11 protein-coding genes and 2 tRNA genes are annotated in these 12,422 nt (G+C 57.1%); 8 read left to right on the top strand and 5 right to left on the bottom strand.

Annotation, left to right across the window (positions count from 1 at the left end; all coding sequences use genetic code 11):
* Positions 1-96: 96 nt before the first annotated feature.
* Positions 97-2,958, top strand: coding sequence for a two-component system sensor histidine kinase RcsC (gene rcsC / locus ACJ8HH_RS12420; protein ID WP_041036029.1), 2,862 nt, complete (start codon positions 97-99; stop codon positions 2,956-2,958).
* A 61-nt stretch (positions 2,959-3,019) separates the two neighbouring features.
* Here the strand turns inward: rcsC and rcsB are convergent, their stop codons facing one another.
* The 4 genes from rcsB to ACJ8HH_RS12400 are packed head-to-tail and all read right to left on the bottom strand — an operon-like array spanning position 3,020 to position 8,002.
* On the bottom strand, positions 3,020-3,670 hold the full coding sequence (rcsB, locus tag ACJ8HH_RS12415; protein WP_004935900.1) for a response regulator transcription factor RcsB: 651 nt from the start codon (positions 3,668-3,670) through the stop codon (positions 3,020-3,022).
* Positions 3,663-6,365, bottom strand: coding sequence for a phosphotransferase RcsD (rcsD, locus tag ACJ8HH_RS12410; RefSeq protein WP_060451723.1), 2,703 nt, complete (start codon positions 6,363-6,365; stop codon positions 3,663-3,665). Before rcsD ends, rcsB begins: the two co-directional genes overlap by 8 nt.
* A gap of 20 nt (positions 6,366-6,385) precedes the next feature.
* Complete coding sequence (locus ACJ8HH_RS12405; RefSeq protein ID WP_033648025.1) at positions 6,386-7,540, bottom strand: MFS transporter; 1,155 nt, start codon at positions 7,538-7,540, stop codon at positions 6,386-6,388.
* Positions 7,541-7,594: 54 nt separating this feature from the next.
* Positions 7,595-8,002: a DUF4186 domain-containing protein gene (locus tag ACJ8HH_RS12400; protein ID WP_089185413.1), complete on the bottom strand. Its 408-nt coding sequence runs from the start codon at positions 8,000-8,002 to the stop codon at positions 7,595-7,597.
* Positions 8,003-8,174: 172 nt separating this feature from the next.
* Between ACJ8HH_RS12400 and ACJ8HH_RS12395 the strand changes: the two genes are divergently transcribed.
* The 3 genes from ACJ8HH_RS12395 (at position 8,175) to ACJ8HH_RS12385 (ending at position 10,397) form a co-directional block, all read left to right on the top strand.
* Positions 8,175-8,426 (top strand): hypothetical protein, encoded by a 252-nt coding sequence (locus tag ACJ8HH_RS12395; RefSeq protein WP_133306283.1) that lies wholly within the window; start codon positions 8,175-8,177, stop codon positions 8,424-8,426.
* 272 nt (positions 8,427-8,698) lie between these two features.
* Complete coding sequence (gene ompC / locus ACJ8HH_RS12390; protein ID WP_033635297.1) at positions 8,699-9,829, top strand: porin OmpC; 1,131 nt, start codon at positions 8,699-8,701, stop codon at positions 9,827-9,829.
* Positions 9,830-9,980: 151 nt separating this feature from the next.
* Positions 9,981-10,397: a VOC family protein gene (locus ACJ8HH_RS12385; RefSeq protein ID WP_033635296.1), complete on the top strand. Its 417-nt coding sequence runs from the start codon at positions 9,981-9,983 to the stop codon at positions 10,395-10,397.
* Here the strand turns inward: ACJ8HH_RS12385 and ACJ8HH_RS12380 are convergent.
* On the bottom strand, positions 10,391-10,969 hold the full coding sequence (locus ACJ8HH_RS12380) for a TetR/AcrR family transcriptional regulator (RefSeq protein WP_039565032.1): 579 nt from the start codon (positions 10,967-10,969) through the stop codon (positions 10,391-10,393). The two genes, ACJ8HH_RS12385 and ACJ8HH_RS12380, sit on opposite strands and share 7 nt — an antisense overlap.
* Before the next feature lie 107 nt (positions 10,970-11,076).
* Between ACJ8HH_RS12380 and ACJ8HH_RS12375 the strand changes: the two genes are divergently transcribed.
* The 4 genes from ACJ8HH_RS12375 (at position 11,077) to ACJ8HH_RS12360 (ending at position 12,328) form a co-directional block, all read left to right on the top strand.
* A complete protein-coding gene (locus ACJ8HH_RS12375) occupies positions 11,077-11,544 on the top strand; it encodes a nuclear transport factor 2 family protein (RefSeq protein WP_025303631.1) in 468 nt (155 codons plus the stop codon).
* Between the two features lie 127 nt (positions 11,545-11,671).
* Positions 11,672-12,001, top strand: a complete 330-nt coding sequence (gene osmE / locus ACJ8HH_RS12370; protein ID WP_033635291.1) for an osmotically-inducible lipoprotein OsmE — start codon at positions 11,672-11,674, stop codon at positions 11,999-12,001.
* A gap of 157 nt (positions 12,002-12,158) precedes the next feature.
* Positions 12,159-12,246, top strand: a tRNA-Ser gene (locus tag ACJ8HH_RS12365).
* Positions 12,247-12,252: 6 nt separating this feature from the next.
* Positions 12,253-12,328: transfer RNA gene (locus ACJ8HH_RS12360), tRNA-Thr, on the top strand.
* Positions 12,329-12,422: the final 94 nt, after the last annotated feature.

The raw sequence follows: 12,422 nt of genomic DNA, 5'->3' as shown, positions 1-12,422 counted from the left end.
CCCTTTTTCAGTTATATGGTTTAATTGGCGCACCGAGCCGCCGGCCGCCGCGCCGGCGACAGCGTGCGCCGCCACTGACTTTCGTATGGTATCCGATTGAAATACTTAGCCTCTTTTCGAACTACGCTGAAGATATCCCGCTATCTGTTCCGGGTACTGGCGATTTTGCTGTGGTCGTTGGGAGCGCTGCTCACCACCTTTTATATTCTGAATATCCTGCATCAGAAAGAATCGGACATCCGGCAGGAGTACAACCTCAACTTCGACCAGGCGCAGGGCTACATCCGTCACTCCGCTGACATCATTCGCGACATCAAGTATATGGCGGAAAACCGCCTCAACGGTTCGGTCAGCGGCCTGGACATGTTCAGCGGCGTGATCCCCGGCAAGGGCAGCCCGCCGCAATTCTTTCCGCTGTACCCCGAGTCCAACTGCGCGCTGAGCACCACCTATCGCAGTTCGCTCGATTCGCTGAGCGGCCTGATCCAGTATTGGAAAGAGAACTTCGTGGCGGCCTACGATCTCAACCGGGTGTTCTTCATTGGCGGCGACAGCCTGTGTATGGCGGAATTCGGCGGCGGCAACGCGAGCGCCAATCGGGAAAACATGCTGAAGTTGCTGCACGAGCGCATTCTGAAATACCGCAACGCCAAGAATCTCGACAAAGACAACAACCTGTATTGGATCAGCCCCAGCGCGCAGCGGCCGGACGTCGGTTATCTGTACGTGCTGACGCCTCTCTATATCGGCAACAAGCTGGAGGCGTTGCTGGGCATCGAGCAAACCGTTCGGCTGGAAGATTTCGTTACCGCCGGCAACCTGCCGATCGGCGTCACGCTGCTGGATGAGAACAACGAGCCGGTGCTGCGCCTGGCGGATGGCGAACGCTATGCCGCTGCGCTCAACAGCTACCCCGAAGAGCATGCCTACTTCGGTTATGTCGACAATTACCGCGACCTGATCCTGAAGAAAGCGCTGCCGCCTTCTTCGCTGAGCATCGTCTATGCGCTGCCGGTGAAAAGCGTGGTGGAACGCTTCAAAATGCTGATCCTCAACGCGCTGTTGCTGAACCTGTTGTCGGCCATCGTGCTGTTCACGCTGGCGTGGCTGTTTGAGCGCAAGATGTTCCTGCCGGCGGAGGACAACGCCTTCCGCCTGGAAGAGCACGAGCAGTTCAACCGCAAGATCGTCGCTTCGGCGCCGGTGGGCATCTGTATCCTGCGCATCAGCGACGGCACCAATATCCTGAGTAACGAACTGGCGCACAACTACATCAACCTGTTGACCCACGAAGATCGCGATCGCATAACGCGCATCATTTGCGAACAGCAGGCGAATTTCGTCGATGTGATGACCAGCAACAACAACAACCTGCAGATCAGCTTTGTCCATTCGCGCTACCGTAACGAAGAGGTGGCGATTTGCGTGTTGGTGGACGTCAGCGCGCGCGTGAAGATGGAAGAGTCGCTGCAGGAGATGGCGGCGGCGGCGGAGCAGGCCAGCCAGTCGAAATCGATGTTCCTGGCCACCGTCAGCCATGAGCTGCGCACGCCGCTGTACGGCATTATCGGCAACCTTGATCTGCTGCAAACCAAGGCGTTGCCGCAAGGGGTCGATCGGCTGGTCAATGCGATGAACAACTCTTCCGGCCTGCTGCTGAAAATCATCAGCGACATCCTCGATTTCTCCAAAATCGAGTCCGAGCAGTTGAAGATTGAACCGCGCGAGTTCTCCTGTCTGGAGGTGATCACCCATATCGCCGGCAACTATTTGCCGCTGGTGGTCAAGAAACGTCTGGGGCTGTACTGCTTTATCGAACAGAACGTGCCGGAGCGCATCTTCGGCGATCCGGTGCGGTTGCAGCAGGTGCTCTCCAACCTGGTGAACAACGCCATCAAGTTCACCGATACCGGCTGTATCGTGCTGCAGGTCTGCACCCGCGGCAGCTACCTGGAGTTCAGCGTGCGCGATACCGGCGTCGGCATCCCGGAGAAGGAGATTTCGCGCCTGTTCGATCCGTTCTTCCAGGTGGGGACCGGCGTGCAGCGTCATTTCCAGGGCACCGGCCTGGGATTGGCGATCTGCGAGAAATTGGTCAACCTGATGGACGGCGACGTCTCCGTCGAGTCCGAGCCGGGCCTGGGCAGCTTGTTCAGCATTCGCATTCCATTGTTTAACGCCCAGTTCCCGATCCCGCAGGCCAGCGATACCTGGCAGGGGCGTCGGCTGTGGCTGGATATCCGCAATCAGCGGCTGGAAAGCTACCTGATGGCGATCCTGGGCGGCTACGGCGCCGATATCCAGCGCTATGACGGGCAGGAGACCGCCGCGGGAGAGGTGCTGCTCAGCGATCATCCGCTGATGCTGGATGCGCCGCTGCTGGCTCAGATCCAATTCTCCACCGAGCATATTGGCCCATCACAGGAAACCCGGCCGGGCTATTGGATGCACAGCACCTCCACGCCGCGTGAAACGCTGACCTTGCTCAACCGGTTGTTCGGCGTCGGCAGCGGCGCGGCAGAGGCGCTGGTGCAGCTGCCGGTGCCCGCCAAGGCCAGCGCGGCGGACAACGGCGATATTCATCTGCTGGTGGTCGACGATCATCCGATCAACCGTCGCCTGTTGTCCGATCAGCTGGGATCGCTGGGATATCAGGTGGTGACCGCCAACGACGGCGTCGACGCGCTCGGCGTGCTGAAACAGCATCGCGTCGATATTGTGCTGACCGACGTCAATATGCCGAATATGGACGGTTATCGTCTGACGCAGGCGCTGCGGCAGATGCAGTTCAGCGCGCCGGTGATCGGCGTGACGGCGAACGCGCTGGCGGAAGAGAGGCAGCGTTGCCTCGAGGCGGGTATGGATAATTGCCTGTCGAAACCGGTCACGCTGGAGACGCTGGAACAGACGTTGGCTTACTACAGCCAGCAGGTGCGCTACAGCCGCAGCGAGGCTTGAAAAGCAAACAGGCACGGCGAATGCCGTGCCTGTTTGGCGTTAACCTGCCGTGAGTCAGGCGTTAATCTTTGTCCAACGGCGTCATGCTGACGGAGGAGAGGTAGTTGAGCAGGGCGATGTCGTTCTCGACGCCCAGCTTCATCATCGCCGATTTCTTCTGGCTGCTGATGGTTTTGATGCTGCGGTTGAGCTTCTTGGCGATCTCGGTCACCAGGAAACCTTCGGCGAACAGGCGCAGCACTTCGCTCTCTTTCGGCGACAGGCGTTTGTCGCCATAGCCGCTGGCGCTGATCTTCTCCAGCAGTTTAGAGACGCTTTCCGGCGTGAACTTCTTGCCTTTCTGCAGGGCGGCCAGCGCCTTCGGCAGATCGGTAGGCGCGCCTTGTTTCAGCACGATGCCTTCGATATCCAGATCCAATACCGCGCTCAGGATCGCCGGGTTGTTGTTCATGGTCAGCACGATGATCGACAACTGCGGATAGTGACGCTTGATGTACTTAATCAGCGTGATGCCGTCGCCATACTTGTCACCCGGCATCGACAGATCGGTGATCAGCACGTTGGCGTCCAGCTTGGACAGATTGTTGATCAGTGCGGTTGAGTCTTCGAACTCCCCAACGACATTCACCCATTCAATTTGCTCAAGTGACTTCCGGATGCCAAACAGTACGATAGGATGGTCATCAGCAATAATTACGTTCAGGTTATTCATGTTGTTGGCTACCTTGCTTCAGCAGTCTGCTGACGAAAAAATCAATCTGACTGATGTTATTCTCGATCTCGGGCGCATCACCTTCTGCGATGCGCTGTTCTAACGATTCGCACAGCTGCTTGCCGGGAAGCAGATTTAACATGGCAAACACGCCTTTCAGGCGATGTGCGGTTTGTGACAGCGCATTGAAATCACTGCTGCCCGCCTCAGTATACAGTTTTTTGACATCGTCGGGTACTGTATCGACAAACAGCCCATAGTAATCACTTGATTTCAATTGTTTTTCATAGAGTTGGATATCTTCTGAACTCAATGAAAGCGGGCTTTCTTCCTGTTCCAGCGCGGCCATTTGCTGTTCGATCAGTATCAGCACGGCGTCGATTAATGCGCCGTTCAGGTTGTAGTTCACCCGAATGTAGCGTTTATCCAGCGCTTGCCAACCCGGCTCATCGGTCGCCAGCAGCAGGGTGTAATCATCGGCTCGCTGCGGGTTATCGGTCAGCAGCACGTCATAATCGCGATTGACCGCGCGATCGTCGGCGACGAGGCAGTCGGCGCCGTAGGCCTGCAGCAGACGGGTCACGATGCCGCGCACTTCATCCGACGTGACGTCCAGCAGGGCGGTGACGCCGTCGAGCAGTTTTTCCTGCTCCTGCGGCTCTTTTTTCTCCATCTCCATGGCGACGCGAATGGTGTAGCGAGTGCCGATATCCACCTTGCTGCGAATGTCCAACTGGCCGTTAAGCTTCTTGCACAGCTGATTGCACAGGAAGAAGGTGAGGCCGGAACCGTGGTTGAAGCGATCCACCAGCGTCTGGCTGAGGAACGGATAGTTGAGGTTGCTGATCTCTTCGTTGGAGATGCCGGAGCCGGTGTCGTTGATTTGGAAAATCAGGCGATCCGGGTGCTCTGGCTCATGGTCGACAACCAGGGAAATCTTGCCGCAGGCGGTGGTGATAATGGCGTAATGCACCAGCAGCGAGATCACCTTGCGCAGCGCGTTGGCGTCGCCGATATAGTTCTGCTCGACGTCCAGCTGGAAATGCTTGAACAGCGCCAGCCCCTTCTGATTAAGGGCGGGCAGGGCCTCCAACAGCAACTCGTCGATCATCGCCGTCGGGCTAAACGGCTCGCGCGAGGGTTGCCAGTCCTGGGTTTCCAGCCGGGTCAGCAGGGTGATGTTATCGATCAATTCCAGCACCGAAGCCGACGCCGCCGTCAGCTGGCCCAGCAGCGCCTGCTGCTGTTCCCCATCCGGCCGGCCGTGCAGACGATCGACCAGATCGTGCATCTGGCGTACCGGCTGATTCAGCTCAATGCCCAGGTTGTGCAGCATCAGCTTGCGCGCCTGAACGTTTTTGTCGTATTCGCGCCGTGCCTGCTGCAGCCGCTTGTTCACCATCACCTCTTTATCCTGATCGTGCATCAGGAACAAGTAGGTGTCCGGCGACAGCTGGCTGCGGAAGATGCGGATTTCATACACCTCGTTGTTGACCGTCGCCTGGATCACCCCGTGATGCTGTTCGGCCATATGGGCGATCTTTTGCAGACTGAGGTGCGGCAACAGGTGCTCGGCGATTTTATTGCTGGCGATCACCGCATTGTTGGCGAAGCTGTAGACCAGCAGGCCGGAAGGCAGGCTGGAGACGATTTCCTGATTCAGCGCGCGCTCGGCCTCCAGTTCCACCGCCATGTTTTCGCTCGGGCGAATGTACTGGCGGCGGATAAAGTAGATGCTCAGCATCGACAGCGCCAGCAGCAGCAAGTTGACCGCGATCAGCCAGATGTTGTTGCGCAGCAGGTCGATGGCCAGATTGATGGCCGAAACGCGATACACCACCTTCAGCGGCGCATTGGGCAGGGCGGCGCTGAACTCCACCCAGCCGCCGCTCATCGTCGCATGGGTGCCGAGGACGGTTTCCGCCGGGATGGTGCTGTCGTCGAGATCGACATCGTCCGGCTGCAGCAGGAAATTGGCGCGGGCCAGATTGGCCGGAATGATGTCGTTGATCGGCAAGTCGAAGGCGATCACCGTCGCCAGATGCCCTGGCTGATTGAAAGTGGTGCGAATCGAGAACGAATAGGCGTTCTGGAAGCGCTGCTTGCGCAGATCGGAAAAGCTCTCGCGCTCGTCGAGCATATTGGCCTGCTGCAGCATCTCGGCGCGGCGTTCGTCCGCCGAGGTGGTCAGGTAGCTTTCCCGAAAGCGCGAAGCCAGCTCTTTGAGCGGCTGGGTGGTGATCAGGCTGAGGCTGTTGTCCTGACCATTGAGGTAATACATGGCGTAGTTTTCGGTCTTGGCGCCCCAGCGGGTGTCCAGGTAATCCGAGATGTTGGCGATCATCGCCAGCGTGCTCTCGTCATGGCTGCCGAAGATCACCGCGTCGGTTTTCTTGTGCGGTTTCTCGATATAATAGACGTCGGGCCGCAGGCGGGTTTCCTGCAAACCGGGATCGACATTCTGCGCCGGGGCATTGCCGAATTTGTCATAGACCTGATAGGTCATATAGCGGTAGGTATCGATGCGCTTTTGCAGCGAACCGGCAATGCTGTTCAGCGCGTACTTCTTTTCCGCCAGCCAGGCATTGGTGTAGTTGTAGCCATACAGGCCGATGCCGATCGTTAGCAGCACGATAAACAGCAGGAAGCAGCGGGTAATGTTGCTGGAGCTGATGGTCAATTGTTTATTTTGCATAGTGGCTGCGCATTCCTGAATCAGCGAGTGACGGCCCTGGCGCTGGCGGTCACCGCCAACAGCAGAGCGGCTACGCAGGCGAAGGCCACCGTCAGGCTGGAAAACTGAGCGATGAAGCCGATCAGCGCCGGGCCGGCCAGAATACCGGCATAGCCGACGGTGGTGACGGAGGCGATCGCCAAATTGGCCGGCATGTCACGCTGGTTGCCTGCAGCGCTGAACAGGATCGGCACCACGTTCGAGGCGCCCAGGCCGACCAGCATGAAACCGACCAGCGACACGGTGGCGTGATTGAAGGCGATGGCCAGACTCAGGCCGAGAGCGGCGCACAGGCTGCCCAGCAGCAACACCCGGTAGCGGCCCAGTGAGTTCACTACCCGATCGCCATTGAGGCGACCGAGCGTCATGGTGATGGAAAACAGCGCATAGCCCAGACCGGCCTGGCTGTGTTCGACGCCGCGCAATGTGGTGAGGAACAGCGCGCTCCAGTCGAGCATCGATCCTTCCGCCAGGAACATGATGAAGCAAAGAATGCCGATGAACATCACCCAGCCGCGCGGCAAGACGAACATTGGCCCGCCGTCGTCGGCGCCGCTCTCACGCAGCAGATGGCGGCTGGCGAGCGCCAGCAGCACTATCACCGCCAGTACGGTAAGCAGGGTGGATTGCAGCGGCGTCAGCCCCAGCCACAGCAGCGCGCTGACGCCGCCGGCACCGGCAATGCCGCCGATGCTGAAGAAACCGTGAAAGCCGGACATCATCGCCTTGCCGCTGGCGCGTTCGACGATCACCGCCTGAACGTTCATCGCTACGTCGATCATGCCGATCGCCGCACCGAACAGCAGCAGCGCCACGGCCATGCCGCCGAGAGAGTCCATCAGCGCCAGCAGCGGCAGATCGATGCACAATCCCAGCCCCGCCATCAAGATCACCGAGCGGCAGCCCAATTTGCCGGTCAGGAAACCGGTCAGCGGCATCGCCAGCATGGAGCCGGCGCCGATACAGAGCAGCAACAGGCCGAGCGAGCCGTCGTCGATGCCGATGCGCGCTTTGGCGAAGGGGACCAGCGGCGCCCAGGCGGCCATGCCGAGACCGGCGACGAAAAAGGCCAGACGGGTGGCGATCTGTTGAGGAACGCCGGGCGTTTGCTGTTCATTGCACAAGGTGGCTGTCATGTAAGCGTCAGGATCTTGGGTCAAAAGAATGGTGAAAGTTACTGACAGTTTTTATCACAATCCGCGATCCGGGTCGAAAATATTCGTGCCTGACACATCCCTGGCGCCGCCCCTGCGCACCAGCCACAGCGCGATAGCCTGGACAATATAGTCCTTTTGCCGCTCGTCCAGTGCGACGCCCTGCGGTATGCCGTGCCACTTTTCCAGGCAGCCGCGGCAGCAGGTGGCGGTGGCGTGTTGGGCGACGAATACCGGGTGGCCACGCATCGGCGTTTGCTTGCCGTCGTTTTTAGGGTAGGCGGCGGCCAGGCGGCGATCGATAAAATCGCGGGCATGGCTGAGGATAAGGGGCAATCCTTTGCCCTCCAGATAAGCCTGGTCTTTGGCATTTAAACGAAAGCGAGCGCGGAAGGGGGAACTTTGCAGCCGCCGCCACAGCACGTCGGGTTGAAAGGGCATCATGAATTTTACTCGCTGAAGGTGCGCTTTTTTCAGATTACCAGAACTGAAACTCTGCGGCTAATTGTGCCTGCGGCGGGAAATAATCGGCAAGATAAAGCACGAAATGAAAAGCAAGCTCAATTTGTAGGCTAAAATAAGGAAAAAGATTAGCAATTAGTGCGGCAGTAAATTAATGAAACTATATCATTGGGTTATTTATTTGCTTGCTATTTGTGCGAGTCGAAATTGTGAGGGGAGTATGGAGGGAAATAAAAAACCGGCCAGAAGCCGGTTAAAAGGAATGCAGAAATTATCTTCCGATAATGAAGGTAATAATGAAAATAATGATGATAGCGAAGTGATTATAGCGGCTGCGTGTGGGGAGCGTTTTGGCACAATGTGCTTATTGCCCGTCTCAATTGTATGGTTGGCTTTTTTTTCTTAAAGATATGTATAACTACATGATTTTTTATCAATTAATCTATTCTTTGTCTTTAAGTGCTTTATTTTGTTTGTCTGTAAGGTTTTGTGAAAGTTCGCGCGTATTTACATTTTGAAACCTTTATTAATTACACTGAAACACTATCGGATACTTGGTATCATTTTCTTTCTGGATTAATATAACCCTTGTTACCAGAATGGTAATGCACAGTCGTGCTAATAATGCTCGAAAAGGGCAGTGGCCGTAGCTCGACATAATTAACGAGGATAATAACGATGAAACTTCGAGTACTCTCTCTGATGGTACCCGCACTGCTGGTTGCAGGCACAGCAGGCGCGGCGGAAATCTACAACAAAGACGGTAATAAACTGGATTTGTACGGTAAAGTCGACGGTCTTCACTATTTCTCCAGCAACAACGGCGTGGACGGCGATCAGTCTTATATGCGTTTTGGCCTGCGCGGCGAAACGCAAATCAGCGATCAGCTGACCGGGTACGGCCAGTGGGAATATCAGGCGAACCTGAACCACGCTGAAAACCAGGACAACAAGAACTTCACCCGTTACGGCTTCGCCGGTCTGAAATTCGGCGACTATGGTTCCTTCGACTACGGCCGTAACACCGGCGTGCTGTATGACGTCGCGGCGTATACCGACTTGCAGCCTGAGTTCGACGGTATGACCTACGGCGCCGACCAGTTCATGTTCCAGCGTTCCAGCGGCCTGGCGACCTACCGTAACAACGACTTCTTCGGTCTGGTTGACGGCCTGAACTTCGCCCTGCAGTACCAGGGTAAAAACGGCAACGGCGAAGAGACCAACAACGGTCGTGACGTCCTGGGCCAAAACGGCGAAGGCTACGGTATGTCCATGAGCTATGACATGGGCTACGGCATCAGCGCCGCGGGCGCCTTCTTCAACTCTCGCCGCACCAGCGAGCAGAACGGCGCCGGCGCGTACCGCAATATTATGGGCCGCGGCGACAAGGCGGAAGGTTACTCCGGCGGTCTGAAATATGACGCCAACGACGTCTACCTGGCGGTGATGTTCACCCAGTCCTACAACGCGGCGCGTTTCGGCAGTTCCGACAGCAGCGTTTATGGCTACGCCAACAAGGCGCAGAGCTTCGAAGCCTACGCGCACTACCAGTTCGACTTCGGTCTGCGTCCGTTCGTGGGCTATAACCAGACCAAAGGTAAAGACCTGGGCCGCGCCGGCAACGGCAAGGACTACGGCGATCAAGATCTGGTCAAATTCGTCGACCTGGGTGCGACCTACTTCTTCAACAAAAACATGTCTACCTATGTTGATTACAAAATCAACCTGGTGGACAACAACGATTTCACCGACGCTGCTGGCATCAACACCGACAACGTGGTTGCCGTGGGCCTGGTTTACCAGTTCTAAGCACCAGCGTGTGAATGACACAGCGCGGCCTTCGGGCCGCGTTTTTTTTGCCGGTAAAAAGCACGGATTGATCCGTTGTCGGCATGGGAAGCGCTTCGGATCGCCTCCGCTCGGCCTACGCTGTCAGTACAGCAAACAGAACGGAGGTGATATGGAACTCAAGATCGATAAGGTGATCGAAACGGTGCTGTACGTCAGCGACATTGAACGCGCGGACGCTTTTTACCGGCAGGTGCTGAAGCTGCCGGCAATGGTCGCCAATGAACGGTTTCGCGCCTATAACGTCGGCGATCGGAGCGTACTGTTGCTGTTTATCGAGGGCGATTCGCTGCGCGGGGCGCAGTATCCGACCGGGTTTATTCCCGCGCACGATGGCGTGGGGCCGGCGCATATCGGGCTGGCGGTGGCGAAAGAGCAACTGCCGCACTGGGAACGGCATCTGGTGGCCAACGGCGTGGAGATTGAGGGGCGAATGCGTTGGGAACACGGCGGGGAGAGCATTTATTTTCGCGATCCCGACGCCCACCTGCTGGAGCTGGTGACGCCGGGCATCTGGGCCAATTACTGATCGAACCCGCCTTGCGCCAACATGTCCAACGCGGCATTCAGCACCTGCAGCGCGGCCTGCGGTTGCTGCTCTATCTGCACTCTGACGATGGCGCCGTCGATCAGCATCGCCAGCATTGCCGCCCGCTGTTCCTGCTGCGGCCCGGCGGGCAGGTGGCGCGCCAGTTCATCCGCCATCTGCCGCTTATGCCGGCCGGCGATGTGCAGGCTTTCCGGCAGCAGATCGGCTATCTCCACCGCAGTATTGATAAACGCGCAGCCGCGAAAGCGCGGATCGTCGAACCATTCCGCCAGGCAGGGTACCAGCGCCGGCAGCAACCCGCCGGTCTGCGCCACATGGCGGGCCAGTGATGTGCTGAACCAGCTGAGCCACTGCTGATGGCGATAGGTCAAAAACGCCGTAATCAAATCGTTCTTGCTGGGAAAGTGGCGGTAGAAGGTCACTTTGGTCACGCCCGATTCCTTGATGATGCGATCGATACCGGTGGCGCGGATCCCTTCTTGATAAAACAGATCGTGCGCCGTCAGCAGGATGCGCTGGCGGGCGGGCAAGGCGTTGAGATCGGCGGTCATCATTTTCTCCGGGGCTATTTTCGAGTGATTGTAGACAACTCTGTCTACTTGCGCTAGCGTAAAGATGTAGACAGAGTTGTCTACATGCCTTCACTCAGGAGATGAACATGAGCATTAAACCCCCATTGCCGCCTTTTACCCGCGAATCTGCCATCGAGAAGGTGCGGCTGGCGGAGGATGCCTGGAACAGTCGCGATCCCGAACGCGTATCGCAGGTGTATTCCCTCGATACCCACTGGCGTAACCGCGCGGAGTTTGTCGACGGGCGCGCGGCGGTGGTCGGCTTTTTGCAACGCAAATGGGCGAAAGAACTGGAGTATCGGCTGATTAAGGAGCTGTGGGCGTTTGACGGCGCGCGCATCGCGGTGCGTTTCGCCTATGAATGGCGCGACGATTCCGGCAACTGGTATCGCAGCTTCGGCAATGAAAACTGGGAGTTCAATCAGGAGGGGCTGATGATCAATCGCCATGCCTGCATCAACGACATGCCGATTCGCGAACAGGATCGGCGTTTTCATTGGCCGCTCGGCCGGCGCCCGGACGATGTTCCAGCGCTGAGCGATTTCGGTTTTTGAATCTGCTGGCACGCCGGCGATGGCCTCTTGAGTGCAAAAGCGCACCGATCGACAAAGGGGAATTTGTAGAAAAGCCTTCCCGCTTCTAGACTTAGGGAACAACAAATGCACTCCAAGAGGACAAGCTATGACGAAGAAGTTGGTTTTGGCCGTCGGCACCGCGGCGGTATTTTCCATTCTTGCCGGTTGCACCACCTATGATCGCGCAGCCAGTTATGTCAATGAGCCGGTGGTCAGCGATGTCAAAGTAGGGATGACCAAGCAGCAGGTGCGGGCTATCGCCGGTCCGCCGTCGACGTCCGCCACGCTGATCCATGCGCAGGGCACCTGCGACACCTATGCGGTGGCGCCGCGCGACGGCAAGGTGCAGACGTACTTTGTCAGCTACAACGACACGGGCCATGTCATGAACAAGGGCTATCAAACCTGTTCAGACTACGATTCGCAGCCGAAATAATCGCGTTTCGGCCGACCAAAAAAGCCTCGCTTGCGCGGGGCTTTTCATTTTTTAGGCGTTTAAGGCCTGAAGTTTAGGCAACTGCGCCGCCCATGCCATTTTTTTGCATCAAAACGATAGACATTTCATAACGGTATCGCTAATATCAGCGCCCATTGGAAGGATGGCCGAGTGGTTTAAGGCAACGGTCTTGAAAACCGTCGAGTGTAACAGCTCCCAGAGTTCGAATCTCTGTCCTTCCGCCAAATTCAGCCGGCTTAGCTCAGTAGGTAGAGCAACTGACTTGTAATCAGTAGGTCACCAGTTCGATTCCGGTAGCCGGCACCATGACAGAGGCCCCAGCAGCGATGCTGGGGCTTTTTGTTATGAGCTTTACACTTCCGCAGGAACAAACAGTATAGGTATTAACCTATAGCCGGGG

This window comes from Serratia sp. CY32780 (assembly GCF_052169135.1).
Classification (GTDB): domain Bacteria; phylum Pseudomonadota; class Gammaproteobacteria; order Enterobacterales; family Enterobacteriaceae; genus Serratia; species Serratia sarumanii.
This window is presented reverse-complemented; position numbering and strand designations above follow the sequence as displayed.

Excerpts from the sequence above, each read along its gene's own strand:
- ACJ8HH_RS12375 (WP_025303631.1), top strand. The coding sequence starts at position 11,077 with ATGAGCATTAAACCCCCATTGCCGCCTTTTACCCGCGAATCTGCCATC.
- rcsB (WP_004935900.1), bottom strand. The coding sequence starts at position 3,670 with ATGAATAACCTGAACGTAATTATTGCTGATGACCATCCTATCGTACTG.
- ACJ8HH_RS12385 (WP_033635296.1), top strand. The coding sequence starts at position 9,981 with ATGGAACTCAAGATCGATAAGGTGATCGAAACGGTGCTGTACGTCAGC.
- ompC (WP_033635297.1), top strand. The coding sequence starts at position 8,699 with ATGAAACTTCGAGTACTCTCTCTGATGGTACCCGCACTGCTGGTTGCA.
- ACJ8HH_RS12395 (WP_133306283.1), top strand. The coding sequence starts at position 8,175 with ATGAAACTATATCATTGGGTTATTTATTTGCTTGCTATTTGTGCGAGT.
- ACJ8HH_RS12400 (WP_089185413.1), bottom strand. The coding sequence starts at position 8,002 with ATGATGCCCTTTCAACCCGACGTGCTGTGGCGGCGGCTGCAAAGTTCC.
- ACJ8HH_RS12380 (WP_039565032.1), bottom strand. The coding sequence starts at position 10,969 with ATGACCGCCGATCTCAACGCCTTGCCCGCCCGCCAGCGCATCCTGCTG.
- osmE (WP_033635291.1), top strand. The coding sequence starts at position 11,672 with ATGACGAAGAAGTTGGTTTTGGCCGTCGGCACCGCGGCGGTATTTTCC.
- rcsD (WP_060451723.1), bottom strand. The coding sequence starts at position 6,365 with ATGCAAAATAAACAATTGACCATCAGCTCCAGCAACATTACCCGCTGC.
- ACJ8HH_RS12405 (WP_033648025.1), bottom strand. The coding sequence starts at position 7,540 with ATGACAGCCACCTTGTGCAATGAACAGCAAACGCCCGGCGTTCCTCAA.